The 26,139-nt window shown below is 61.4% G+C and carries 21 protein-coding genes and 2 pseudogenes; 17 read left to right on the top strand and 6 right to left on the bottom strand.

Annotated elements, in window-relative coordinates; genetic code table 11:
* Positions 1–481: 481 nt before the first annotated feature.
* From A2I95_RS18150 to A2I95_RS18080, 15 genes are all read left to right on the top strand, one after another.
* Entirely contained in the window at positions 482–2,530 is a 2,049-nt protein-coding gene (locus A2I95_RS18150; protein ID WP_291731854.1) for a TonB-dependent siderophore receptor, read from the top strand.
* Between the two features lie 553 nt (positions 2,531–3,083).
* A complete protein-coding gene (locus A2I95_RS18145) occupies positions 3,084–4,022 on the top strand; it encodes an IS110 family transposase (protein ID WP_291731853.1) in 939 nt (312 codons plus the stop codon).
* Positions 3,958–4,287: a hypothetical protein gene (locus tag A2I95_RS18140; protein ID WP_291731851.1), complete on the top strand. Its 330-nt coding sequence runs from the start codon at positions 3,958–3,960 to the stop codon at positions 4,285–4,287. The genes A2I95_RS18145 and A2I95_RS18140 overlap by 65 nt, the downstream gene beginning before the upstream one ends.
* A gap of 2,106 nt (positions 4,288–6,393) precedes the next feature.
* Positions 6,394–8,487: an FAD-dependent oxidoreductase gene (locus tag A2I95_RS18135; protein WP_291731849.1), complete on the top strand. Its 2,094-nt coding sequence runs from the start codon at positions 6,394–6,396 to the stop codon at positions 8,485–8,487.
* Between the two features lie 11 nt (positions 8,488–8,498).
* Complete coding sequence (locus A2I95_RS18130; RefSeq protein WP_291731847.1) at positions 8,499–9,677, top strand: acetyl-CoA C-acyltransferase; 1,179 nt, start codon at positions 8,499–8,501, stop codon at positions 9,675–9,677.
* A gap of 13 nt (positions 9,678–9,690) precedes the next feature.
* Positions 9,691–10,887 (top strand): acyl-CoA dehydrogenase family protein, encoded by a 1,197-nt coding sequence (locus A2I95_RS18125; protein ID WP_291731846.1) that lies wholly within the window; start codon positions 9,691–9,693, stop codon positions 10,885–10,887.
* A gap of 14 nt (positions 10,888–10,901) precedes the next feature.
* Complete coding sequence (locus A2I95_RS18120) at positions 10,902–12,032, top strand: acyl-CoA dehydrogenase family protein (protein ID WP_291731844.1); 1,131 nt, start codon at positions 10,902–10,904, stop codon at positions 12,030–12,032.
* A 3-nt stretch (positions 12,033–12,035) separates the two neighbouring features.
* Positions 12,036–12,461, top strand: coding sequence for a PaaI family thioesterase (locus tag A2I95_RS18115; protein WP_291731842.1), 426 nt, complete (start codon positions 12,036–12,038; stop codon positions 12,459–12,461).
* Positions 12,458–13,237 carry an oxepin-CoA hydrolase, alternative type gene (locus A2I95_RS18110; RefSeq protein WP_291731840.1) on the top strand — a complete coding sequence of 260 codons (780 nt, stop codon included), beginning with the start codon at positions 12,458–12,460 and terminating at the stop codon, positions 13,235–13,237. Before A2I95_RS18115 ends, A2I95_RS18110 begins: the two co-directional genes overlap by 4 nt.
* Positions 13,238–13,247: 10 nt before the next feature.
* Positions 13,248–14,252, top strand: a complete 1,005-nt coding sequence (locus A2I95_RS18105) for a nitronate monooxygenase (RefSeq protein WP_291731838.1) — start codon at positions 13,248–13,250, stop codon at positions 14,250–14,252.
* Between the two features lie 23 nt (positions 14,253–14,275).
* Positions 14,276–15,796, top strand: coding sequence for a class I adenylate-forming enzyme family protein (locus A2I95_RS18100; RefSeq protein WP_291731836.1), 1,521 nt, complete (start codon positions 14,276–14,278; stop codon positions 15,794–15,796).
* Positions 15,797–15,972: 176 nt separating this feature from the next.
* A complete protein-coding gene (locus A2I95_RS18095) occupies positions 15,973–17,043 on the top strand; it encodes a C4-dicarboxylate TRAP transporter substrate-binding protein (protein WP_291731834.1) in 1,071 nt (356 codons plus the stop codon).
* Between the two features lie 58 nt (positions 17,044–17,101).
* On the top strand, positions 17,102–17,602 hold the full coding sequence (locus A2I95_RS18090) for a TRAP transporter small permease (RefSeq protein WP_291731832.1): 501 nt from the start codon (positions 17,102–17,104) through the stop codon (positions 17,600–17,602).
* Positions 17,603–17,643: 41 nt separating this feature from the next.
* Positions 17,644–18,984 carry a TRAP transporter large permease gene (locus tag A2I95_RS18085; protein WP_291731829.1) on the top strand — a complete coding sequence of 447 codons (1,341 nt, stop codon included), beginning with the start codon at positions 17,644–17,646 and terminating at the stop codon, positions 18,982–18,984.
* A 67-nt stretch (positions 18,985–19,051) separates the two neighbouring features.
* Positions 19,052–19,855, top strand: a complete 804-nt coding sequence (locus A2I95_RS18080; protein ID WP_291731828.1) for an IclR family transcriptional regulator — start codon at positions 19,052–19,054, stop codon at positions 19,853–19,855.
* Positions 19,856–20,268: 413 nt separating this feature from the next.
* Here A2I95_RS18080 and A2I95_RS18075 read toward each other — a convergent pair whose 3' ends face one another.
* Positions 20,269–20,886, bottom strand: a complete 618-nt coding sequence (locus A2I95_RS18075) for a transposase (RefSeq protein ID WP_291731826.1) — start codon at positions 20,884–20,886, stop codon at positions 20,269–20,271.
* Between the two features lie 129 nt (positions 20,887–21,015).
* Here A2I95_RS18075 and A2I95_RS18070 point away from each other — a divergent pair.
* Positions 21,016–21,224: pseudogene (locus tag A2I95_RS18070) on the top strand (IS5/IS1182 family transposase); the annotation flags it as partial.
* A 201-nt stretch (positions 21,225–21,425) separates the two neighbouring features.
* Here A2I95_RS18070 and A2I95_RS18065 read toward each other — a convergent pair.
* The 5 genes and pseudogenes from A2I95_RS18065 to A2I95_RS18045 form a co-directional block, all read right to left on the bottom strand.
* Positions 21,426–21,566, bottom strand: a pseudogene (locus A2I95_RS18065) (DoxX protein); the annotation flags it as partial.
* Between the two features lie 61 nt (positions 21,567–21,627).
* On the bottom strand, positions 21,628–22,089 hold the full coding sequence (msrB, locus tag A2I95_RS18060; protein WP_291731825.1) for a peptide-methionine (R)-S-oxide reductase MsrB: 462 nt from the start codon (positions 22,087–22,089) through the stop codon (positions 21,628–21,630).
* A gap of 119 nt (positions 22,090–22,208) precedes the next feature.
* Positions 22,209–22,760, bottom strand: coding sequence for a fasciclin domain-containing protein (locus A2I95_RS18055; protein ID WP_291731823.1), 552 nt, complete (start codon positions 22,758–22,760; stop codon positions 22,209–22,211).
* Positions 22,761–22,856: 96 nt separating this feature from the next.
* Positions 22,857–23,546, bottom strand: coding sequence for an anti-sigma factor (locus tag A2I95_RS18050; protein WP_291731821.1), 690 nt, complete (start codon positions 23,544–23,546; stop codon positions 22,857–22,859).
* Positions 23,543–24,085 carry a sigma-70 family RNA polymerase sigma factor gene (locus tag A2I95_RS18045; RefSeq protein ID WP_291731819.1) on the bottom strand — a complete coding sequence of 181 codons (543 nt, stop codon included), beginning with the start codon at positions 24,083–24,085 and terminating at the stop codon, positions 23,543–23,545. Before A2I95_RS18045 ends, A2I95_RS18050 begins: the two co-directional genes overlap by 4 nt.
* A gap of 677 nt (positions 24,086–24,762) precedes the next feature.
* On the opposite strand from A2I95_RS18045, the gene A2I95_RS18040 reads away from it, so the two are divergent.
* Positions 24,763–26,136 (top strand): aminotransferase, encoded by a 1,374-nt coding sequence (locus tag A2I95_RS18040; RefSeq protein ID WP_291731818.1) that lies wholly within the window; start codon positions 24,763–24,765, stop codon positions 26,134–26,136.
* Positions 26,137–26,139 lie beyond the last annotated feature (3 nt).

Below are 26,139 nucleotides of genomic sequence, written 5' to 3'. Positions count from 1 at the left end.
ACCATAGCTCGTTTGCGTATCTGGCTTGCCGGAAGGCTGGCTGATGGCTGCAGTTACAGGCAAGGCCATGCGCCGTCAAAGTCTTTTTGTCAGAAATGCGGTTATGCAGGATATCCGCGGGCCCGCACGGCCATTGACAGCCTGTAAAAAAGTTTTTTTGTCAGGATTGACGGCGCGGGGGCTGCCACCTATGAGAGCCGGGACCCAGCCAAGCGGCAGTCCGTCAAGCCCGGTTGCATCAGGACCATGTGAACCGCGGCGAATACAGCCTAACAAAAGACAGAGAGACCTGCCGGCTGCCCCATGCTCACGGGTACCGGCTGGCGCAAAGAATGCGCAGAACAACTCCTGCAAGCAGTTCTTCCGGATGCGAATTTCGATCGGAACGAGGAACACGAAAATGCGAACCACTCACGCAGGAAATACTTACATACGGCCAGAGCGGTCTCTTGGCTCACCAGTCAGCACCTTGGGACTTCTAATGCTTTCAGCCGCAAGCCTGGGGATGCCGGCGGCTCTGCACGCGCAACCGGCCAATCAGCCGGCTGCCGAAGTCCTGGAACTGGAAGCAATAACTGTCGACGGCAGCTGGCTCGGCGATTCCACGGAAGCAGAGGTCAAGCGTTACCCGGGCGCACGTGATATCCTGTCTGAAAAGGACCTCCATGAGCAAGGGAACCGGACGCTGGACGATGCGCTGCGCAAGGTTCCCAGCGTCCGTGTCGAAGACGAGACCGGCACCGGCGTGCTGCCCAACATCGGGATCCGCGGCCTCAACCCCCTGCGCAGCGAGCGGGTCATGATGCTGCTGGACGGAATCCCGCTGGCGCTGGCGCCTTACACCGGAACCGGGCTCTCGCTGTTTCCGGCCAGCCTGGAAACGATCGCCCGGGCAGATATCGTCCGCGGCGGCGGCGCTGTCCGTTTCGGCCCGAACAATGTGAGCGGTGTGATCGATCTGATCAGCAAGCCGATCCCGCAAGAGCTCTCCGGTACCGCCAAGCAGGAGTTCATCGTGGATGAGCGCACCGGCAACCTTCTGAGCGATACCTACTTCCGGTGGGGCGGCTTCGTGTCCCCCGATTTCGGTCTGCAGGCGCAGGTCAACGCCGTGACTGGCGACGGCGGCCGGGAGCATTCCGGAACCGATGTCCTGAACGTCATGCTTGATGGTGAATGGCGGATTGATGACCAGAGCGGCCTGAAGGGCCGCCTGCAGTATTACGATGTGGACGCGGAACTGCCCGGCGCGCTGTCTCCTCAGTCCTACGAACAGGATCCGAGCCAATCAACGCGCCCGCATGATGCCTTCGATGCAAAAACCCTGCGCGCATCTCTGACCTATGACCGCCAGATCGGCAGCAACGGGGAATTCCATTGGGTGAATTTCGCGCACAAGTCGGACCGGGCCTTCGATTTCGGACAGCCGTTCGATCCGGACACTCCGGCAACTGACGTGGCCAGCAGCCCGCGCGAATTCACGGTATACGGCACCGAGCCCCGCTACACGCATCTGTTCCACTCCACAAATGCCTCGCACAAGCTGGTGGTTGGCGCCCGTTACGTGCGCGAAGAGGTCGATTTTGCCGTCGACCGCACCAATCTGGCCACCGGCACCACCACGGCCGCGCGGGACTGGTACTTCAAAACCGACGCCTATGCGGCTTACATCAGTGACACGGTTTCGCTGATGAATGACCGGCTGGAGATCACCCCCGGCCTGCGCTACGAATCCGTCGAGACCGATTTCAGCGACCGCATCAACAACACCGCGTCGGGCAACCGCACCACCGAACTCCTGCCCGGCCTGGCGCTTGGCTTCCAGGCGGCGGACAGCGTCTTCCTATTCGCCAATGCCAACAAGTCCCTGCGCGTTCCGCAGGTGGCGCAGGTGACCCGCGGCGCTCCGGTCAGCAACGAACTGGCGTGGAACTACGAGCTGGGGATGCGCTATGAGCCAACCTCGGACATCAGCCTCAGCGCAGCGCTGTTCCGGATCGATTTCTCCGGCCAGATCGAGTTTGACCGCTCCAGCCTGCAGTTTCAGAACCTGGGCGAGACCCGCCACCAGGGCGTAGAGCTGACCGCAGCTTGGCAGCCCTATGCGGTGCCGGGCCTGTCGCTGAAGGCGAATTACACATTGACCGATACCGAGCAGCTTTCGGGGCAATTTGCGGGCAACGAAGTGCCCTACGCCTCGGACCATCAGTTCAATGTGATGGCCGAATACGAGTTGGACAGCTGGGCCTTCGGCCTCAATGGCCATTACCGCAGCGCTGCTTTCAGTGACGCCGCAAACACTCAGGCTGAAACGGCCGATGGCTCGGCGGGCCCTTTGCCGTCTGCCTGGGTGTGGAACCTGCAGGCGTCCAAGGAACTCGGCGTTTCCAACCGGAATGTCCGCCTTACTGCAGCGATCAACAACCTCTTTGATGAGGACTATTATACCCGGGGTGTTGACGTGAGCCCGATCGGCCGTGTTGCCCAGCCTGGGCGCAGCTTTGTCGTCGCCGTCCAAGCTGATTTCTGATCAGCGCTCGAGGTAAGAAACGCACCATCGCCGGTCAGGCCGCCATCATTCCATCGTTCATGGAACGCGCGCCTGGCCGGCACCTCTTGATCGGTCGCAAACTCATGCTCCCTGATCCCCGACTACTGGGCCGCGCTGACGGGCGGGCGATAGCGGACGTCCGTTCATTTTGCAGCATCGGTCAAATCGGGCTCGGACCGGGCATTCGCCGCGCCAGGCGTGAATGACGGCAGGCAGCCCGAAGCGGCCCCTTGCCAGGTGGCCAGTCAGGTCGGTCAGCACACGCAGGTCGGGCGGGAACCGGACCTTCTCCGCAGGCGCGAGCCGAACATGGTGAAACGCTGGAAGCCGACCTTCAGGCAACGCCGCAATAGGATTCTGTTCTGCATCGCCGCAGGTCAACTGAGCCCCATATCGGCCGTTAGCATCTGGCAGCCTCTCGCATGTGCAGCATGCCGCTGACGGCGCTAAGCATGCGTAATTGGGCTGACCCTGAACTGAGGTCGAGCTCCCGATAGGATCACAGGAAATCTGTGAGTAAGGGAGAGAGACGATGGAATTTTTTGCCGGGCTGGATGTGTCGTTGCGATCGTGCGCTCTGTGCATTGTGGACGCGAGGGGTGGCATTGCTTTTGAGCGTGAACTGACCTGTGACGTCGATGAAATCGCCCAGTGTCTGAAGAGTTTCGCGCACCCGATTGCAAGGATCGGGTTTGAGGCTGGCACCATGAGTCAGCATTTGTTCTACGGTCTTACGAACAATGGCTTTGATGTCGCCTGCATGGAAGCCCGCCAGGTCAGCGCCGCTTTGTCGGCGATGCGGAACAAGACCGATAAGAACGATGCCCGCGGCATTGCTCATATCCTGAGAACCGGCTGGTTCAGCCCGGTTCACATGAAGAGCCGGGAAGCGCATGGTGTTCGCGCGCTGCTGAGTTGCCGCAAGGCCTTGCTCAACAAGACAATCGATCTGGCGAACGAGGTTCGGGGGCTCTTGAAGATCTTTGGGCTGCGCCTGCCCAAGACTGTCCAGCATGGTAGTTTCGATGACATAGTGCGCCCGTTGATCGAAGCCGACGGAGTCTTGGCGCACGCCATGTTGCCGCTGCTGGATGCCCGGCTCGAGATATATCGGCAGTTCCTCGATCTGGATCGACGGGTAAAACATGCGGCTAGGAGTGACGAAGTCTGTCTGCGAATGATGACAGTTCCGGGTGTTGGTCCAATAGCTGCGCTGACCTTCAAAGCCGCCATTGATGATCCTGCGCGCTTCAAAAGATCCCGCACTGTCGCTGCGCACTTTGGCCTGACGCCACGACGATACCAGTCGGGTGAGCATGACAATCCGGGGCGTATAGCGACATGCGCAACGTTCACCCAAAGGTGCATCGCGCATTGCAAAGGCGTTCCAGCGCGGATGGGGCGCGATGTTCAAGACGGCGCGCAAAGAAGCGCTTGCGCGGGTCAATCAGGATTTCCACGCTGCCCATAAAACGCTTGAAGAGGTGAGAGCACTGTTGGCCAGGATTGGCGGGACTTTGGGAGCCGACGCGCCCCTCCAGCCCGCGCCGTGTCTTCTGGTCGCACGCATTGCACAAATGGTGGCCCGGACCGTTAAACGCGTCCTCGCCACAGAACGGCAAAAGCTGAAAAAGGACGCGGATTACGTTCGCGGTCTGCGTCAGAAATGGGAGCTGGAAGATGAAGCGCGGCTGACGAGAATCTCGCGTGGGGAGATGGACGGCGGGCCGAAATAGGACCGATTGCTGCCTTTTGTTGCGTGACAAGCCAAGGTTTGCTGCGCGGGATAAGTCGGCCTTGGATTATTCGTCTTCGCCGACGCAGCATCGCTATGCACATGCGGAGGACTTCTTGCTGCATTGCAGCCCTTGTCGCGGAAGCAGTCATTGTTTGCTGGTTTCGAACGGCTGAACCAAACCGCGCTTTCGCTGCATGGCGTTTGGACACGAAAGACGCGGGGCAAATGCCGCCCTTCGCTGAGGACGCAGCCTGGACAGCCACGCAGGTCGGCTTGTGAACAGGTATGCAATTTTGCCCCCGTATTCACATGCGCCGTTTGCGCTCATAAATCTCTCCAATCTCTCCAATCTCTCCATCAACAAGTTCAGAATTATTGCCTATCACCTGCCGGGCCGGTTGGACAGGAGCCCAATGCCGCCAATTTCCCTGGTGCGGTGAGTTCCAGGTTCCAGGCTGGGCTTCGCGCTGCAGAGTGCATTAAAGCGGTCACGATTTTGTTCCGCCCAGATGCAACCCAACGAATTTGCCGAAGGACCGCACTGCTGGCGATGGTTTAGACGCTGCATAGACGAGGGACATGGCGACCTCCGGCAAGGCCGGAAGGCTGGTGGTCAGCGCTAGTTGCCTCCTTGCAGGATATCTGGGCCGCTGGCATTGTTCCTGACCGGATTGCAGCGGTTTCCGTGACCGCTGGCGCGCATACCGCACTCCGCTACATATTCGGATAGTGCGTCCTCGCAAACCTGGTGGAGCAGATGTTCCGCGCGCATGATACGGACAAGGTTTTCGTTCATCTGGTGGCTCACTTGTCGCCCTAAATTCAATCTCAGGGGTAATGTGGGCGATGAGGTTGAAAACCGAAAGCGGCATTTGTCAGTTCTCCACAATTCCGGGGAGACATGAACCGCAGCCCTCTTCAGCCTTCGAGGGTCCCAGTGCCGAGATCTGCTGCTGTTGCGGCAAGACCAGGGCAGGCTGCCATTCAAGCCGACCTTTGCCCCCCAGATGGGCTTTCCCTTCTGTTCAACACGAGCATCAAGGCTCGTTTAGCATGCAGGTTCCGTTACATCTTTGAAAACATTTGATGATTTTCTTCATTCCATTGGCCGCCATACACCGAGGAGCCTGAAAATGCGACGTTCCTGCCGCAGGTGAGGGCAGTGGCTCTGAAAAAGTCATTTAAAATCAACGATGTAACGGTTTGGCGCTGGACGTTACACACCTATTGCAGGGTTAAGATATTGAAAATGCTGGGAGTTTGTATGTATGTCTATGTATGTAACACACAAATAGTTATATATAAAGAGAGAGAAAGAGATCTCCTGCCGGAGAGAGTAAGAGGTATACACTTTCCCCGCCGTTACAGGCGTTACAGCGTTACACATGGGCTAAGTTGTTGAAAATATTGAGTAGGACCGTAACGCTTCAGCTCGATAAACATAAAAGTAACACCTGATATGTAACGCGGAGGCAGCTTCCCGCTGTACCGTCGCGACTAGACACCGCCATTCATGCGCCGAAGGGACTGCGAATATTCCCCAAGACGACGGAAGGCAGCCCTTCTGACATCCGTGCCAAGCGCAGCGCGCATTCGGCTGCAAACGCGATATTTCGGGACCGCCTTCCCGAAAGCGGAAGCCCTGTGAGGCGATATGGCACACTTGGATGAAGTGGGTAGCAATGGCGACAGCGAAGCGCAGTAAGCGCGCTTTACATAGTCTAGGCGCAAGTACTTAGCCAACTGGCCTAGTCGGCCCGAAGCAGACACGACCCGAGCCGCCGTTCGCTCTTCGCTTGTCCTGCACGACGAGCGGTCTCCGGAAGTTCGCCGCACATGCGTGTGCGTACTTGACCGGCTGCAGAAGCGGACCTTCACCATGGGCCCTGGTCCGGAACCTGACTGGTCGACATGCAGCACGATTGACAGTGAGCGCGTGCTGGCTCGCCTTCTCCGCCGCGCCCTGTGTGACCATACGGATGAGCAGCCGTCTCGGCGGAAGGAAATTCTGAAAGGAGGAATGAAATTTTACATATTGAAATTTTGAATCGGATTGGTTAGCAAAACACGAGCAAGAGTTTCTGAGAGCAACGTGCGGGGGCAAATGGAGAACCTGGTCAATCTGGCAATGGATGATGGCATTGCTGTTGTGACGGTGGAGAATCCGCCGGTGAATGCTCTTTCGCACGCGGTGCGCGCGGGCTTGCAGGACTGTTTGCACAAGGCGCTGAACAGCGTGGAGACCCAAGCGGTGGTTATCTGCTGCGCGGGCCGCAGCTTCTTTTCCGGAGCAGACATCAGGGAATTCGGCGCACCGCCCCAGGCGCCGGTTCTGCCGGACCTCATAAATGAAATCGAAGCGGCGCCTGTGCCGGTTATTGCCACGATGCACGGAAATGCGCTTGGCGGCGGGCTGGAGGTTGCCCTGGGGGCGCACTACCGTGTCGCGGTGAAGGGAACCCGGTTTGGCCTGCCGGAGGTAACGCTGGGCCTGCTGCCTGGCGCAGGCGGCACTCAGCGCCTGCCGCGGCTGATCCTGGCGGCAGATGCGGCCCGGATGATCACCGGCGGCAAACCGGTTGATGCCGATGCGGCGCTCTCGATGGGATTGATCGACCGGATTGCGGGCAGCAGTGATGCCTGCGCCGAAGGTGTTGCCTTTGCGCGGGACCTGATCGCGGCGGGCAAGGGGCCGCGCCCGGCCGGCAGCCTGCCGTGCAATACACTGGAGCAGGCGGGTCTGGCGGCCCTCCGGGCCAAAACAGCCAAGGCTGCACGCGGGGCCGTCGCGCCGATGGCCTGCGTGGATGCGGTGGAGGCGGCAATGTCCTTGCCCTTCGCCGAGGGGCTGAAGACAGAGCGCGCGCTGTTTCAGGACCTGATGGCTTCCGATCAGAGCAAGGCCCTGATCCATGCCTTCTTTGCCGAGCGGCAGGCTGGAAAATTGCCGGATTCGGAAAGGGTCGAGCCGCGTGAAATCAACCGGATGGGTGTTGTTGGCGGTGGCACAATGGGGGCGGGGATAGCTGTTAGTGCACTGTTTAGGGGCCTGGACGTGACCCTGCTTGAACGCGACGAGGCGGCGGCGTCAAAAGCTGCGGCCAGCGTCGGGAAGATGTTGGAGAGTGCTGTGAAACGCGGCAAACTGTCCGGGCCGCAGTGCGAAGCCATGCTTGCCGTAGCCTTCCGCTGTACCACTGCGTACGAAGACTTCGCGCAGGCGGATCTGGTGATCGAAGCCGTGTTTGAAAGCATGGACGTCAAGAAGGACGTGTTTTCCCGGCTTGATAAGGTCTGCAAGCCAGGGGCCATCTTGGCGTCGAACACCTCTTATCTGGATCTGAACCGGATTGCAGCAATGACCAGCCGCCCGCAGGATGTGATTGGGTTGCATTTCTTCTCACCGGCGCATGTGATGAGGCTGCTGGAAGTTGTGGTAGGGGCTGAAACCGCCCCGGATGCCGTGGCGACCGGCTTTGCGCTGGCCAAGCGGCTGAAGAAAGTGGCGGTGCGCGCGGGCGTCTGTGACGGGTTCATCGGCAACCGGATCCTTTCGCATTACAGCAAGGCGGTCTACGGAATGGTGCTGGCAGGGGCGAGCCCGTATGCGGTCGACAGGGCGCTGACCGGCTTCGGACTGGCGATGGGGCCGTTTGCAGTCGGTGATCTGGCGGGGCTGGATATCGGCTGGGCGAACCGCAAACGCCTGGCGGCGGAACGCGATCCGCAGGAGACCTACCCCGAGTTTGCCGACCGGCTGTGCGAGTTGGGACGGTTCGGGCGCAAGACCGGGCGCGGGTTCTATATCTACGAGGACGGTGCTGGCAGTCCTCGCCCTGACCCGGAGGTGGAAGAGATCATCTCTGCGGAACGTGCTGCCAAGGGCATCACGCCCCGCAGCATCGGCGATGCGGAAATCATCAGCCGCTACATGTCAGCAATGGTGAACGAGGCAGCGCGCGTGGTCGGCGATGGCATCGCTCTGCGGCCGCTGGATGTGGATGTGACCTTGCTGAACGGCTACGGGTTTCCGCGCTGGCGCGGCGGGCCGATGCACTATGCGGATGCCATTGGGCTCGACAGGGTCCTGCAGGATATCTGCCGCTTCCACGAAGAAGATCCCTTGCTCTGGCAGCCTGCGCCGCTGCTGGAACGTCTGGCCGCCGAAGGCCGGAGCTTTGCCAGTCTCAACATCTGAAGGAGTTTTTAATGAAACAGGCGGTCATCGTCTCCACCGCGCGCACCGGTCTGGCCAAATCCTACCGCGGCGCCTTCAATGAAACCCATGGGGCTACCATTGCCGGCCATGCCATCCGCCACGCGGTCAAGCGCGCAGGCATTGCGCCGGACCTGATTGAGGACGCGCTGATCGGCTGCGGCTACCCTGAGGGTTGGACTGGGTCCAACATTGCCCGCCAGTCGGTGATCCGCGCAGGGCTGCCGGTGTCGGTTTCTGCGGCCACGGTGAACCGCTTTTGTTCCTCCGGGCTGCAAGCGGTTGCGATGGCGGCGCATTCGATTGTGATGGAGGGTGCGCCGGCCGCGATCGGGGCAGGGGTGGAAAGCATCAGCCAAATGCCTCCCGCACGCCCGCCGCAGGCACAGGAAACCTGGATCCTGGAAAACAAGCCGGAGCTGTATCTTCCGATGATCCAGACCGCTGACATTGTCGCCGAACGCTATGGTATCAGCCGTGAGGCGCAGGACGAATTGGCGCTGTCCAGCCAGCAGCGCACGGCAGCGGCGCAGGCCGCGGGCCGTCTGGATGATGAGATTGTGCCGATCACCGTGACCCAGGCCTTCAAGGACAAGGAAAGCGGCGGGATCACCCGCAAGGAGGTGACCTTTGCCATGGACGACTGCAACCGGCCGAACACCACGCTGGCCGGGCTGGCCGGGCTGGCCCCGGTGCAGGGAGAAGGGCATTTCGTCACCGCCGGCAATGCCTCGCAACTGAGCGACGGGGCGGCGGCGCTGGTGCTGATGGACAGCGCGGTGGCCGAACGCGAAGGCGCTGAACCGCTGGGCGCGTTCAAAGGCTTTGTCGTGGCAGGCTGCGAGCCGGATGAAATGGGTATCGGCCCGGTCTATGCGGTGCCGCGTCTGCTGGAACGGAACGGGCTGACGGTCAGCGACATTGATCTGTGGGAGCTGAATGAGGCTTTTGCCTCGCAGGCGCTTTACTGCCGCGACCGGCTGGAGATCGACCCGGAGATTTGCAACGTCAACGGCGGTTCGATCTCGATCGGTCATCCGTTTGGGATGACCGGCGCGCGGATGACTGGGCATCTGCTGCTGGAGGGAAGGCGGCGCGGCGCCAGGCTGGGCGTTGTCACCATGTGCATCGGCGGCGGCATGGGTGCGGCCGGCCTGTTTGAAATCTTCTGAGGGGCACCACGCGATGGATCTGAATTACACCAAGGAAGAACAGGCGTTTCGGACAGAGGTACGCCAGTGGCTGACGGAAACCCTGCCGCATGAGCTGCGCGAAAAGGTGCGGCTGGGCAAGCGGCTGGCCAAGGCGGACGTGGAACTGTGGCACAGCCTGCTGAATGCGCGCGGCTGGCTGGCGCCGAACTGGCCGCGCGCCTATGGCGGCTGCGAGTGGAACGCGGTGCAGCGCCATATCTTTGAAGAGGAAGCCTGCCTGGCCCATGCCCCGCGCAGCCTGCCTTTTGGTCTGTCGATGCTGGCGCCGGTGCTGCTGGCCTTCGGGTCGGAACAGCAGCGGCAGCGCTTTCTGCCGCGCATCCTGAACGGGCAGGACTGGTGGTGCCAGGGCTATTCAGAGCCGGACGCCGGGTCCGATCTGGCGGCGGTCAAGACCCGCGCGGTGCGCGACGGCGATCACTATGTGGTCAATGGCCAGAAGACCTGGACCACGTTGGGCCAGCACGCAAACTGGATTTTCTGCCTGGTGCGGACAGATCCGGACGTCAAGAAACAGGAGGGGATCTCCTTCCTGCTGATCGACATGGACACGCCCGGTGTCACGGTGCGCCCCATCGTGCTGATCGACGGCGAGCCGGAGGTGAATGAGGTGTTCTTTGACAACGTCCGGGTGCCTGCGGAGAACCTGGTGGGTGAGGAGAACAAGGGCTGGACCTATGCCAAGTACCTGCTGACCCATGAGCGCACCAATATCGCAGGCGTGGGCTTTGCCACGGCGCTTTTGACCACGCTGAAACATGTCGCGGGCCGGGTGAAGTCCGGCGGCCGGCCGCTGGCGGAGAACCCGCATTTCGCGGCCCGCATGGCGCAGGCAGAGATCGACCTGATGGCGATGGCGACCACCAACCTGCGGGTTGTCTCGGCAGCGGCCAAGGGGCAGGCGCCCGGCGCCGAAAGCTCGATGCTGAAGGTCAGGGGCACGGTGATCCGGCAGGAGCTGACTTCTCTGCTGCGCCGGGCGATGGGGCCGGACGCGCTGCCGTTCCAGCCTGACTTTCTGGATGGCGGCAGCAATGCAGCAGCGCTGGGGCCGGATCATGCGGCGGCGGCGGCGCCCTCTTATTTCAACATGCGCAAGCTGTCGATCTTCGGCGGCTCGAACGAGGTGCAGCGCACCATCATCACCAAGGCCATTCTGGGGCTGTAACGGGAGCAGGCGACATGGATTTCAATCTGACCGAAGAACGGATGATGCTCCGCGATACGCTGCAGCGGTTTCTGGCGGACAAATACTCGCACGAGAACCGGCGGGCGCTGATCGCGGCGGGTGAGCCCTTTGATACCGGGATCTATGCCGGGCTGGCCGAACTGGGCGTGCTGGGCGCCATGTTCCGCGAGGATCAGGGCGGTTTCGGCGGCCGGGGTTTTGACCTGATGGTGGTGTTCGAAGAGTTGGGCCGCGCTGGAGTTATCGAGCCGGTGCTGCCGGCAGTGCTGGCGGGCGGGCTGATTGCCGCATTCGGCAACGGCCGCCAGCGCGGACTGGCGGATGAGATCATCGCCGGAACCCATGTGGCGGCGCTGGCCCAGGGCGAAGCCGGATCGCGTTATGACCTGAACCACGTGGAAACCACGGCGGCAGCCGCAGGCGGTGCCATCGTTCTGAACGGCATCAAGACCCATGTGCTGTACGGCGCCGAGGCGCAGACCCTGGTGGTTTCGGCGCGGGAGGCCGGCGCTGCGGCGGATGCGGCGGGCATTTCGCTGTTTCTGGTGCCGGTGAACACGCCGGGCGTCACCGTCAGCGGCCATCGCAATATGGACGGCATTCCGTCTGCAACGGTTGCGCTGGATGATGTGCGGCTGGTGGAGACGGCGCGGCTAGGCGCGGCCGGAGACGGGCTGGACGCGCTGGAAGCCGCTGTTGCCCGCGGTCTGACAGCCATCTGCGCCGAGGCGCTGGGGGCGATGGAGGCGGCCAAAGACCTGACCATCAGCTACCTGAAGGAACGCAAGCAGTTCGGCATGCCGATCGGCAAGTTTCAGGCGCTGCAGCACCGGATGGCGGATATGCTGATCGAGGTGGAGCAGGCGCGCTCGGCTGTCATCAACCTGGCGGGCAACCTGGATCAGCCGCGCCACCTGCGGGAAATCCATGTCAGCGCCGCCAAGAACCTCATTGGCCGGGCCGGGGTGCTGGTGGCCGAGGAGTGCATTCAGATGCATGGCGGCATCGGCATGACCGATGAATACGCGCTGTCCCATTTTGCCCGCCGTCTGACGATGATCGATCATTTGTTCGGCGACACCGATTATCACTTGGAGCGCTTCATCGCGCTCAAGGCCGGCTGAACCATGCCGCCGGTTCGTCCCGACAGGCCCCTGATCCCGCTGTTTGAAGCGATGGGTTACGGCATCGAAATCGACGCGCAGGCGGTTGAGGCGCATTGCGTGCTGGAGATTTCCAGCCTGCACCTGAACCACCAGGGCGGCTTGCATGGCGGGGTTGCGGCGACGTTGCTGGATACGGCCAGCGGGATCACCGCCAGCCTGTCCTGCGATCCGCAGGGCCTCACCCCTTTTGTCACCCTGTCGCTGAACGTCAATTACCTGGCGGTGGCCCGGCAGGGGACGGTGCGCGCGTCCGGCTGGATCACCGGCGGCGGCAGGACAACCAAATTTGTCTCCTGTGACCTGCGGGACGGGGCAGGGCGGCTGATTGCGGCCTCCACCGGTGTCTTCAAGCGGGTGCGCAAGACAGAAACTGAGGAGGCGGCATGAGCGCGCTTTACCGGCATGAGGTCCGCGGCGGGACCCTGATTATTTGGAACTGCAATACGGCGATGCGCAACGCGCTGTCGTATAAGTATTACCAGGGTTTGCAGGACGGTCTGGCACGGGCTGCAAAGGATCCGGCGATTGCGGCGGTGATCCTGGCGGGCGAGGGAGGGTTCTTCTGTTCCGGCGGCAACCTGAACATGCTGCGGGAACGCCGCGCGATGCCCTTTGAGGAGCGGCAGGTGCAGATCGGCAAGCTGAACGCGCTTATCCGTGCGGTCCGGACCTGCCCCAAGCCTGTGATTGCAGCCGTCGAGGGCGGCGCAGCCGGGGCCGGGCTGTCTCTGGCAATGGCGGCGGATATGATCGTGGCGGAAGAGGGGGCGAAGTTCACTCTTGCTTATGTCAAGGCGGGCCTAGTGCCGGATGGCGGCGCCACCTATGCGCTGACACAGGCGCTGCCGCGGGCAACCGTGGCGCGGATGGCGATGCTGGCCGAGCCGCTCAGCGCCGGGCGCATGCACCAGCTGGGCGCGGTCACCGAGCTGGCCCCCAAGGGCCGCACCCTGGCGCAGGCCGAGGCTTTGACCGCGGCAGTGGCCCGCGGTCCGGAGATGGCGATTGCCGGCATCAAGGCACTGCTCAATCAGGCCGAAACAGCCGGTTTCGAAGACCAGCTTGCGCATGAACGCGATGCCATGGCCAAGGCCCTTGGCGGTGACGAGGCCCAGGCGGGCATCGGCGCCTTTCTCAGCAAAACATCCCCAGTATTCCGGTAAGGAGACCGACATGATGCATACTTCTGCACTTCCGGCGATTTTCGACACGCCCGTGACCCGGACCTACGGCACCCGGCTGCCGGTTGTGGCGGGCGGCCTGCAATGGCTTGCCAATGCCGAATACGTGTCCGCTGCGGCGCGGGCCGGGATTGTCTCGTTCATCACGGCCGCCAGTTTTCCCCAGATGGACGATCTGCGCGCCGAGATCCGCCGCTGCCGGGGGTTGTGCGGGGGCAAGCCTTTCGGGGTCAATGTTTCGATGATCCCCAAGCTGGTGCCGGGTGAGAAAACCGAAGAGGTGTTCCGCCTGATTGCGGACGAGGGCGTGCAATTTGTCGAAACCTCGGGCCGCAGCCCCGAGGCATTTATGCCGATCCTCAAGGACGCGGGGATCACCGTCCTGCACAAGGTTCCCAGCCTGCGCTATGCGGTGAAGGCCGAGCAGGTGGGCGTCGATATGGTGTCGATTGTCGGCGCCGAATGCGGCGGCCATCCCGGCATGGACATGGTCGGCAGCATGGTCAATGCGGGTCTGGCGGAGGAGCGGCTGACTATCCCCTGGCTGATCGGCGGCGGCATCGGCCACGGCAAGCAGATCATGGCGGCGCTGGTGATGGGGGCGGCGGGCGTGGTGATGGGCACAAGGTTCCTGGTTGCCAGCGAGCTGACCGCGCATCCGGATTACAAGCAGGCAATGGTGAATGCCAGCGAGCTGGATACGCAGCTGACCATGCACTCGGTGCGCAACACCGTGCGCAGCCTGCGCAACCTTACCACCGAAACAGTTGCCAAGCTGGAGCGCGACAATCCGGAGATCGGCATTCAGGAACTGCTGAAGCATGTGTCGGGCAAGATCGGGCGCCAGGCTTATGCCACCGGCGACGTGTCGCAGGGGTTGCTGTCGGCAGGCCATGCGCTGGGGTTTGTGGACAAGGTGGAACCCTTTGCCGAAATCACCGGCCGCCTCGAGGCTGAGGCGCTGACGGCGTTCGGGCGGCTGGGCTTGGCGGCGTGACGGCGAAGGGGAGGAGGAAAGACATGCACAACCGCGTACACGGGCTGCTGCAAGCAGCCGCCGAGGCCCGTCCCGGTGCCTTGGCGTTGAGGGATCATGATGGCCGCCGGCTGAGCTGGCAGGAAATGTCCCAAGCGGCATCTGCCGCAGCGGAACAGTTGAAGGCCGCTGGCGTCCGGCCCGGCGACCGGGTGGTGCTGGTGTTCGAGAACTGCGCCGAGGTGATTGCGTTCTTCTATGGCGCAAGCATTCTGGACGCGTCGGCAGTTGCAATCAATGCGCGGCTGACCACGGCTGAGCTGGACCGGATCTATGCCCATTCCGATCCCAGTGCCGTCATGTTCACAGCCGCCTCTTCCGCGGCGGCCCGCGCCCATGCGGATCACTATGGCGCCCAGGATGTGCAGGGTGCCTTTGGCGCCGCTGCGCTGATGCCGCGCGCAGGCGCCACTCCGGAACCGGTGTCAGAGGATAGGCGTGAACAGGTGTCCCTTCTGCTATATACCTCGGGCACAACCGGCACGCCCAAGGCTGCGATGCTGACCCATGCAAACCTGATCGCAGGGGCCGCGGCGGCAGCAGAGGTGCGGGGTATTCTGCAGTCGGATGTGACCTATCTGGCATTGCCGCTTAGCCATATCTTCGGACTGATCGCCATGTTGTCTGTCACCCTGGCGCAAGCCGCGATGCGGATGGAGGCGCAATTCTCGGCCGAGCGGCTGTACCAGGCGCTGCAGGAAGATGTGACCCTGCTGCCTGCGGTGCCGCAGATGCATGCGCATCTGTTCAACTATGCCCGCTCAAACGGCAAGCCGCGCTATGATGCGGGCAAGCTGCGGTTTGTGTCCTCGGGCGGTGCGCCCCTGGATCCGGCCTGGAAACGCGAGGCGGAGGCGTTCTATGGCCTGCCGCTGCAAAACGGCTATGGGCTGACTGAAGGCACAGCGGGTGTCTGTGCCACCCGCAACGCATTCGGCGATCCTGACATCAGCGTCGGCCTGGCTATGGGCGATTGCACCCTTAAGCTCGACTTGGATGCGCCGGGCGCCACTCCGGAGGAAGGTATAGGGGAGATCCTAGTGGGCGGCCCGCAAGTCATGAAGGGCTACTTCCGCGACCCGGAGCAAACTTCGGCGGCATTGACAGAGGATGGGTTCTTCCGCACCGGCGATCTGGGCCGCTTTGACGATGAAGGTCGGCTGCATATTGCCGGGCGCACCAAGGAGCTGATCATACGGTCCGGTTTCAATGTCTATCCGGTTGAGATCGAGGCGGCGCTGACCGAGCATCCTGATGTGGTCGTCGCCAGCGTGGTGGGCCGTACTGTTGAGGGGAACGAGGAGGTTCTGGCATTCGTCAGCGCCGCCACCGGCAGCAATGTGAAGGAAGCAGAGCTGAAATCCTTTTTGCATGACCGGCTTGCGCCCTACAAACGGCCGGCACGTATTATCGTGGCCACGGCTCTGCCTGCCGCGCCGACGGGTAAGATCCTGAAAGCGAAACTGATCGAAACCTTTGCCAGAGAGCTGGCTGAAAACGTGTGAATTGCTGCGCCAATTTCTTGTCCTGCAGAGGAGCAGAAGAGGGAGTCCTGTTCTGCTGCGGGTCGGGCGCAGGCAGTCATTATAAATTCCATTATGTGGAATAAAATTCTGGACAGAACGTTAAAATTCCACATAGTAAAATGAAGCGAATGGCTTTCGAGGAGGAGATGCCAGTCATGGGAATGATCAGGAATATTCTGGGAGGGCTGACCATTGCGGCCGGTCTTGGTGCAACGGCGGTGTCTGCGGAGACCGTGATTTACTACGGCCACAGCGGCCCGGACCGGGGCACGGTTCCTGCCGCGCTGAAATGGTACAACAGCCGTATTGGCGAACTGTCGGAAGGCGATCTGCGGATGGACGTCCAATGGGGCGGCGCGCTGTTCAAGGCAAGCGCGGCAGTGCAGGGGATCGGCGACGGGGTGGCCGATGCCGGGTCTATCATTGCGGCTTATTTCCAGAAGGAAATGGCGGCCTATTCGCTGGCTGACTTTCCCATCGGCGGGCCGAATGCCTGGGTCGCCATGCGCGCGGCTGACCATCTGATGCGGTCGGAACCGCAGATCACCGAACATCTGGCCCGCCAGAACCTGGTCTATATCGGCACCTTCACCGCCTCGGCTGTGAATGTGGCCTGCGCCGGAGAGCCGATCCGTTCGGTTGAGGACATCAAGGGCAAGAAAGTCCGCGGTGCCGGCGTCTACGGCAAGGTCTTTGGTGAAATGGGCGCAACCCGCGTGAACCTGTCGGTCTATGAGGCCTATCAGGGGCTGGACACCGGGCTGATCGACTGCAGCCAGGGCTATGATTACATTGTGCCCTCGCTGAAGTGGGACGAGGTGATCGACAGCTATACTGTCCTGAACTGGGGGCAGATCGGCGGCTACGGCATGTTCATGAACAAACAGGTCTTTGACGGTCTGGAGGCCGGCCAGCGGCAGGTGCTGATGCAGGCGGGCGAGGAACTGGCCGACCAGTTTGCCAAGATCGTGACCGGGGCCAACGGCAAGGCGATGAAGGCGATGGCCGCAGGCGAGACCAACCGCAAGATCGAGGTCATCGAGCTGAGCGAGGCAGACAAGGCAGCGCTGAATGCCGCCGCAGAACCCTTTATTGCGGACTGGATGGAAAATGCCCGCAGCGTTGGTCTGGATGCGGACCGGCTGATGGCAACCTACACCTCAGCAGTGGCGGAATTCACGTCCGAGTTCGAAGCCAAGGGCTATCCCTGGACGCGAAGCAACTGATCAATGCGAAACAGAGGCCGGGCGGCGCCTGCGCCGCCTGGCAATCCCGAGGGAGGACATGATGCTGCACAGGATTGAGCGGGTTTTTGTAGATGTATCGGCTGCGGCCATCATTCTGCTGGCACTATTGATCTTTGCCGATGTCGTGGCGCTGAACCTGTTCAGCAGCGCGGTGCCGGACACCATTGTCATCGTGCGCGAGCTGATGGTGCTGGCAATTGTAATGCCCTTGGCCGCCGCAACCGCGCAGCGGGCGCATATCGCGGTGGAGTTTCTGACCAATGCACTGCCGCCGCGGGTGGCGGGATGGCTGACGGTGTTCGGCACCCTGTTCGGCCTGCTGGCGCTGTCGCCGATCCTCTATTCCGGCGGTCGTGAATTCTTGCACCAGTGGCAGACCGGCAGTGTGTTTTATGGCGACCTGAACCTGCCGCAATGGCCGGGACGTCTGGCCTTCACCTTAGGCATTGCGCTGGGATGGCTGCGGCTTGCGGTGATGGTTGCAAGTGATGCGCTGACCCTGCTGCGCGGCGGTGAAATCGCGCTGACCAAAACCTGACCCCCGTCTGACATTCAAAAGACCTGTCGAGGAGACTGCCTGTGGATCCCGCCCTGATCGGCCTTGTGGCCTTTGCCGTAATGCTTGTGCTTCTGGCCATCCGTGTGCCGATTGCCTTTGCCCTGATCGGCGTGGCGACACTGGCGGCCTTTACAATCTTTGCGTTCCGCACCGGCACCTTCATGCCCGAACGTGCGTTCCGGGCCACCTCGTCGCTGGTCTTCAACAACTCTTTCGATTTGCTGCATTCCTTCGATCTGTCGATGATCCCGCTGTTCATTGCGCTGGGCAACATCGCCTATCGCGCCGGGATCACCACGGCGGTTTATGATGCGGCCAAAGTCTGGCTGCTGCGTCTGCGCGGCGGCATCGCGGTGGCCTCGGTGATGGGCTGCGGCGGCTTTTCCGCCATCACCGGCTCCAGCCTGGCCTGCGCCTCGACGATGGGCAAAATCTGCACACCGGAAATGCTGCGCCTTGGCTATGACCCAAGGCTGGCAACCGCCAGCGTCGCTGCCGGGGGTACACTTGGCTCTCTGATCCCTCCGAGCATCCTGTTCATCATCTATGCGATCTTTACCGAGACCTCTGTGAACAAGCTGTTCATTGCCGGCATTCTGCCGGGGCTGCTAACGCTGGCGGGTTTTGTCCTGGTCATCGCGATGTGGATCAAGGCAGATCCGGCAGCGGTTCCGGCGCGCGGGGAGGCGGCCAGCATTGCAGACAAGCTGACGGCCTTTCGCAGGGCCTGGCCAGCGGCGGTGATTTTCGCGGTTATCGTGGTGGGGATCTACGGCGGCTACTTTACCGCCACCGCCGCGGCGGCGGTGAGCGTCGTGCTGACCTCGCTGATCGGCCTGGCGCAGCGGCAATTGGACCTGGCAGGCATCTGGCAGGCGGTGCGGGAAACCTGTGTGCAAACCGGCGCGATCTTCTTTGTTGCGGCCGGCGCCAAGATTTTTGTCGCGGCCATTGCGCTGACAGGCATGGCGCCCGCGCTGGTGGACTGGGTTGCGCAGGCAGAGCTGTCGACCGCTGTGCTGCTGTTTGCCATCTGTGTGGTCTACCTGATGCTGGGCATGTTCCTGGACCCGATCGGGATCATGGTTCTGACCCTGCCGCTGGTGGTTCCGCTGGTGGAATCCTACGGCCTGAACCTGATCTGGTTCGGCGTTGTTGTGGTGAAACTGCTTGAGATCGGCCTGATCACCCCGCCGGTGGGGCTGAATGTCTTTGTTCTGTCCAATGTCGTCGGCAAGGACGCCCCGGTCGGCATGGTCTTTTCCGGCATCTGGCGGTTTCTGAGTGTCGATGTGATTGTGCTGCTTTTGCTGGTGGCTTTCCCGCCGATCTCTCTGGTGCTGTCAAATGCGGTTCAGTAGTATTGAGAATGAGCGAACAGCGGATGCCCCGTGCAGGCCAGACGCCCGCATAGATACAGGAAACACCATGCCAGCCGATTCATCGGACAAGAGATTTGCCAACACACTGGCGCGGGGCCTTACAATCCTAAGGGCTTTCCGGCCGACGGATGATGGATTGGGCAACCTTGAAATTTCCGAACGCACCGGCATTCCGCGGCCGACGGTATCCAGGCTGACCTTCACCCTGTGCGCGCTTGGCTATCTGACCCACGGGCGGCGGCACGACAAGTACCGCCTCGGCCCGGCGGCGCTTGCACTGGGGAATATCGCTGCGGCCTCCTTTGCCTTTGTCGAGATCGCCTCGCCGGTGATGCAGCGGCTGGCGGATGAAACCGGCACTTTGACCGCGATCAGCATCAAAGATGACCAGCGGATGTTGCTGACCAGGGCCTGGCGGCCGGTGAACTCATCTGCGATCTGGCTGGATGTCGGCTACCGGATGCCGCTGCATACTTCCTCCAGCGGCAAAGCGTATCTGGGGGCGTTGAGCGATGAGGAATTTGCCCGCTTTCTTGACAGCCAAGGGGATCAGCCTGAAGAATTGCTGGCGGAATTTGCGGCCATCAGGCTTGCCGCGCACGACGAGATCCTGGCTGACGGCTACACTCAGGTGCGGGGAGGAAGCCGGTTTTCCGAGACCATCAACGCCGCTGCTGTGCCATACCGTCCGTCTGACTTAGGCGAGCCTGTGGCCTTTCTGGCAAGCTCGACCTCAAAGCAGCTAACTGATCAGCGCATCTCTGACGAGGTCGGTCCGGCACTTGCCGAGGCTGTGTCTGAGGTCCGCAGGATGACCGGTCAGCAATCGGCGCTGGTGATGAATGAATAGGGCAGTTGGGGCGCTACCGCCTCTGTCGACGGGGATTCGGTGTTTAATCATCCCTCACGTCGGGCCCGGAGCCATCGCTTGATGGCAGTTTCTCAGGTCGTTTGGACATTTGTGCGCATTATAGAATTCGCCTAGTTTGGGCTCACTGCTTCTATGCAGTGCCGCAACGACCCGCGGTCCTTTCGCATGTTGGTACCGACCGTTCGCCAGGGTCCATCACTTCAGTTGCAAATACACAGATTTTTTGACCGATCAGAATTATCGGTGATTTTGGTTATCTGGCAGGGGCCGTTCCGGCAAAGAGCGGCGATCCATCGCTTTGAGCTGATTCCGTTGAAAAAGCCTTTGGTTTCGGCGCGTCTGTCTAAGCTATCGCTTTGATTTCTTTTGGATGCACTGGCCTTATCCTGCTTTCATCTTGCGGCGGGCAGCATAGGCTTGAGCTTGGCCAGTTTTCTGAGGTTCCGGGCGGTAGCTGCGAGGGGAAATTCGTCCTGAACGCCACACGGGCCACGTAATCGGAGGCGCCCCAGCCCGAGGATGCGTTTTAGGTGGGCGAAGAGCATCTCGGCTTTCTTGCGCCGCCTCTGAGCCGTTGGATTGAACTCAGAAGCCGTGCATTGGCGCGCGAAGCCGCGGACGATCTCGTATTTCTCGCGATGGATGGCGCGGGTTTCCGATTTCGGGCAGCATTTGGCCTTCAACGCACATCCCGTGCAATCGGACTTCAATGCTCGGTACTTGCGGGCACGCCAACTTGGCGCATTTCGCTTTGGATCGGAATAGGTCCGCCAGATGTGCCGCATCTCTTTGCCGCCCGGACAGATGTAGCGGTCGTCCTCATCATCCCATGTGAAGTCGGATCGTGAGAAGGTTCCATCGGTTCGCTCACCCTTGTCGAATACAGGGATGAAGGGGAGGATCTGAGGCTTCAATGCGAGCCAGGCCAGATTGTCCGACGACCCGCAGGCGGTATCAGCTGCGACCCGATCCGGCTTCACGCCAAAGCGCTTTTCGGTTCGGTCGAGCATCTTTCCCGACGTGAATCCCTAAGCCAGTGAGTATTGCAACAACGCCGGTCGAAACGGAAGAAGCATTCACCTGATTTAAAGGCCACGGTCGCGCTTGAAGCATTGAAGGGGGAGCGCACGGTGGGAGTCTCACGGTATCCGGGGCGTTCGCGGTGACGGCGATTGGCTGGATATCATCGCCGTCACCGCGCCGGGACCAAGATGAACTGCCTGAAACCGTTGGGCCAGCCGTTGATGGCACGGGGCTTCGAACGCCAGGTTGCTGAAATCCAAATCCGCGGCGCCGCGCTCATCGCTATACCGCTCCGGGCATATCTGTCACAGAGCCCGTAGGATAAATTCGTCCGGGAAAGGGGGAGTTCGGCCCTCAACCGATTTGTGCAACAGAGCCCCTTTGAGCAGCCAGAATCAGAAGCCCCGGCAATCGCCCAATTCTTCACCATGATAGACATCTGCCAGCCATCGTCCGGCTGCAGGTGAAAAACGCTGGTGACCAAACAGTAAACCGCAAGCGACATGGCAACCCATCTGGTCGCGAAACCAGCCAGCAGCGCCAGCCCGGCCAAAGCGTTGTGCACCATTGCAGGCCAGATGAGCCAGCCCGCCCAGCCGAGTGCGGCCAGCAGGGCCAGCCCGGTTTCCGGACTGACCCATTTCTGAACTGCACCTGCAGGAAACAGCAGCGCAAGAAGGCTCCGCCCGGCAATCAGCAGGCAGGATTCGCCCGAATTTTGCGCACTGCTATGCGGGCTTGAAGACGAGGCTTACCCCGTTCAAGCAGTGCCGTTTTCCTGTCGGATCAGGGCCGTCATCAAAGACATGGCCCAGATGGGAGCCGCAGCGGCGGCAATGCACCTCGATCCGGGTGACGAACAGCTTCCTGTCCTGCTTTGTCCCCACCGCCCCTGGCAGGCTTTCCCAGAAGCTTGGCCAGCCGGTGCCGCTGTCGTATTTCACGGCCGAGCCGTAAAGCGGCAGATCACAGCCCTTGCAGTGATATATCCCGTCGCGGGTTTCCTTGTTCAGCGGGCTGGTTCCTGGTCTTTCGGTCGCCTCCTCCCGCATGACCTGGTACTCGGCTTCGCTCAGCATGGCACGCCACTCCGCCTCTGTGCGGGTGACTTCAAATTTGCCGCCCCCTGCATTCCCTCTGGATGCCAGCAGCATTGCGGCAGAAGCCAGCATGAATGTCCTGCGCTGCATGGGTATTCCTCCTGTATCAAAATGCGCACAGTCCCCGGCCCGCCCTGCGCAGCAGATGAACCGGGCTGCCCCCGCAGCCGTTGGCCGGGGGCAGCCCGGTCCTTTTCCGGCGCCAGCCGTTACGACTTGGGCAGCATCACGGTGTCGATCACGTGGATCACGCCGTTGGACTGCTTGACGTCGGCAATAGTGACAGTGGCCATATTGCCGTTTTCATCCAGCAGCATCATCTTGCCGTCCGCATAGGTCGCCTGCAAGGTGCAGCCGCCCAGGGTCGGAACCGGGTGCTCGCCGCCATCGTCCTCGATCATGCCCTGCAATGCCGCGGCCATCACCTCCTTGCCCACGGCGTGGCAGGTCAGAACCTGGGTCAGCGTTTCCTTGTTTTCCGGCTTCAGCAGCGTATCCACGGTGCCCTCCGGCAGAGCTTCAAAGGCGCTGTTGGTGGGGGCAAAGATGGTAAACGGGCCCTCGCTTTGGAGTGTTTCAACCAGGCCCGCGGCCTTGACCGCGGCAACCAGCGTTGTGTGATCGGCCGAGTTGGCGGCGTTTTCAACGATGTTTTTGTCTGCAAACATTTCCGAGCCGCCCACCATCGGGTTGCCGGCAAATGCCACAGTCGAGACGGCGGCGAGGCTCAGGGCGGTCAGCGTGGTTTTCACAAAGGTCATAGTCTAATCTCCTGTCAGTGCAGCCGGGTGTTTTGCCCGGCGCTGACAGAAGTCACGTAAAGGCGGTGCAGGAAGTTTCACCGGTTGCGGAAAAAATCAGATTTCCTGCACCGCGCCCGCAGCCAGCACCGCGCCTGTCGGCAGCCCGGTCGGGGAGCCGCCCGGCGGTTCGTCAGTGATGGCAAAGGTGCCGCCGGCAATCTGCGCGGCCAGATCCTCGGGGACCCGGATGTTCGCCGCCGAGTCTCCGGGCAGCACGCCCAGCGAAACCGGCCCCGGTGCGCCATCGGCGATCAGCCACAGCTCCAAAGCCCGGCCCGGCGCCGCAGCGCCCGCTTGGCGCTCGATCTGCAGCGTTGCCGTTTCCGGAGCAAAGCGTGCAACAACCACCAGCGAACGGTCCTCGGCAGCCATTTCCGCCACATAGGACGGCTCTGCCATCGGCGGAACGGTCACGCGCGGCAGTATTACAACAACGGCAGCAACTGCCACGGCTGCGGCCAGGCCTGCACCGGCGAACCAGCCCCAAACAGCCCGCCCGGAGCGTTTCTCAGCCGCAAACAGCCTCTGTTCAACGCGGGTCTTGATACTGGCGGGCGGGGCTACAGGTTTCACGTCCTCAGCCAGCAGCGCAAGCTGCTCCTCCCACTCCCGCAGCAACCGGCGCAAATCCGGCTCCTGCGCCAGCCGTTTTTCAAAAGTCAGCCGCGCCTCTGCATCCAGGAGATGCAGCGCGTATTCGCCCGCCAGAGCGGCGTCTTCGCTATGATCTTCCGGTGCAGTCATCGGCTCAGGCACTCTCTTAGTGTCAGCAGGCTGCGCCGCAGCCAGGTCCGCATCGTGTTCAGCGGCACCCCGTGCTGTGCCGCCAGTTCCTTGTAGCTGAAGCCCTCCAGATAGGCCCCCTTCACAGCCTCGGCCCGGCTGCAGTCCAGCTCCTCCAGGCAGGCGCCAAGCTGCTGCCTTTCAGAGGCAGCCACCGCCGCCGCTTCGGGAGACGGGCCGCTGTCCCGGATGCTGCTCAGGTCATCTATATCCGCGGGCGCGACCTTCCGCGTCCGCAGCCGGTCGATCGCCAGATTCCGTGTCACGGTAATCAACCATGTCATCGGGCTGTAGCCGTTGGCCGCATAGCTGCCGGATTTCTGCCAGATCCTGACAAAGACGTCCTGCAAGGCATCCTCTGCTTCGCTTCTGTTCTTCAAGACACGAAGGCAGATTCCGAAAAGTTTCGCAGAGGTTGCATCATAAAGTTTCGAAAACGCCTCGCGGTCGCCCAGGCTGGTGCGGGCGATCAAATCCTCGATGTCGCTTCGCGTGGTCATGAATGCGCCTCTCCGGCCAAAGCAATCCTGTTGGGGATCCGGCTCTCCGGCGGACCTCGTGGCACGGTAGTTCGCGAAGAAGCTGTGTTCAAGCCTGGGTCAAAGATCAGAATTTCAGCTGCATTGCTACACGAGCGAGCCAACTGCTACCGTTCACCACGTTCTCACATAACTGACCTGGCAGTCTTACCAAGACGGCAGGTCAATCCGTCCAGCAGGGGTCGTTTGTTGCATGGCAACCGTTCAAAGGCTGTGCGGCGGTTTCACCGAAAGGGTCCAATTTACAGAAAGCTGCGATGCACTTGAACTGATGCGAAGCACGCCACGCCGGCGTTGCCCATGGTAAGATAGACGGCAATTCCCTTAATTGCCGTCTATCTGCAACCCTGCAGTGCGGTCCGGCGATACTCTAATTCGTCACAGACGCCGCATCTCTGTCGCACGAACGGGTTAACAGCTTCATCTCTCACAGCTCCCGGACGCTCTCAATCCAGACATACTGTACGGCGCAGGTTGCCAGCAGGCAGCATGGCTGACTGACTTGGCATTGGCTATGGCCAAATCGTTTAAAGGCAACTGGGTGGCCAATACCCCCTGCGGGGGACTGTGACCGGACGGCGTCACGAAGGAAACTGGGGAAGACCAGTTGAAACACCGCCACTTTCAGGAGAGCCCCGATGACCGCCCCCGGCACGCAGACAGCATGGGCACAGGACCGCGCCCACCTTGTACATCCTTACACGGATTTCGCCACCTTTGCCGAAGACGGCAGCCATGTGATCGAGCGTGCAGAGGATATGCATGTCTTCGATGCAGACGGCAACCAGCTGCTGGACGGCATTGCCGGGTTATGGTGCGTGAACATCGGCCATGGCCGCCAGGAGATGGCCGAAACCATCGCCAAACAGGTGATGGACATGCAGTATTACAACCCGTTCGGTCACAGCACCAATGTGCCAGCCGCCCAGCTGGGCGCCAAACTCGCGGAACTCGCGCCGGGGGACCTGAACCACGTCTATTACTCCTGCGGCGGCTCAACCGCGAATGACGCGGCGGTGCGGCTGGTCCATTATTACTTCGATATGAAGGGCCAGCACCGGAAGAAGAAGATCATCTCGCGACAGAACGGCTACCACGGCGCAACCTATGTGGCCGCTTCGCTCACTGGTATCCATGGCACAAAATACGGGTTCGACCGGATTGGCGAAGATTTCATCAGCCACGTCTCGGAAGCCAACCTATATGCCAAGCCGCAGGGCTGGAGCGATGCGGAATACTGCGATTACCTTGTGCGCGAATTCGAGGCGCGCATTCAGCAGCTTGGCCCCGATAACGTGGCCGCCTTCATCGCCGAGCCGATCATGGGCGCCGGTGGTGTGCTGGTCGCGCCCACGGGCTACCACAAGCGCATGTATGAGGTCTGCAAGGCCTACGGCATGCTCTATATCGCTGATGAGGTGGTTACCGGTTTTGGCCGTCTGGGCGAATGGTTCGCCTCGGAAGCGCTCTACGGCTACACGCCGGACATTCTGGTCTGCGCCAAGGGGCTGACCTCGGGCTATATCCCGCTGGGGGCGACGCTGATCTCGGATGAGATTTACAACACCATCGCCAGGCCGCAATGCGAGGGCGGCGTGTTTTCAATGGGACTCACCTATTTCGGGCACCCCGTGGCCTGCGCCGCGGCGCTCAAGAACATCGAGATCATCGAACGCGAAGGCATGCTGGATCATGTGCGCACAGTCGGCCCTTACCTTCAGGAAAGCGCGCAGTCCCTGCTCAACCTGCCGGTGGTTGGTGATGTGCGCGGCAGCCATCTGATGCTGGGCATTGATCTGGTTGCCGACAAGGCCAGCAAGTCCCCAATCGAGCTTTCCGAACAGGCGGCCAGCACGGTCTTCAAAGGCTGTGTCGAACGCGGCGTCATTGTGCGCCCGGTGGGCGACCGGATCATCCTGTCGCCGCCGCTGATCATCAGCCAGGATCAATGCGATGAGCTGATCGGGGCCGTTGCCGGCTCGATTCAGGATTTCATCGCCACTCAGGAGTGAACT

The organism is Leisingera sp. F5 (assembly GCF_001593695.1).
The sequence above is the reverse complement of the archived record's forward strand: the minus strand, read 5'-3'. Positions and strand labels throughout refer to the sequence as shown.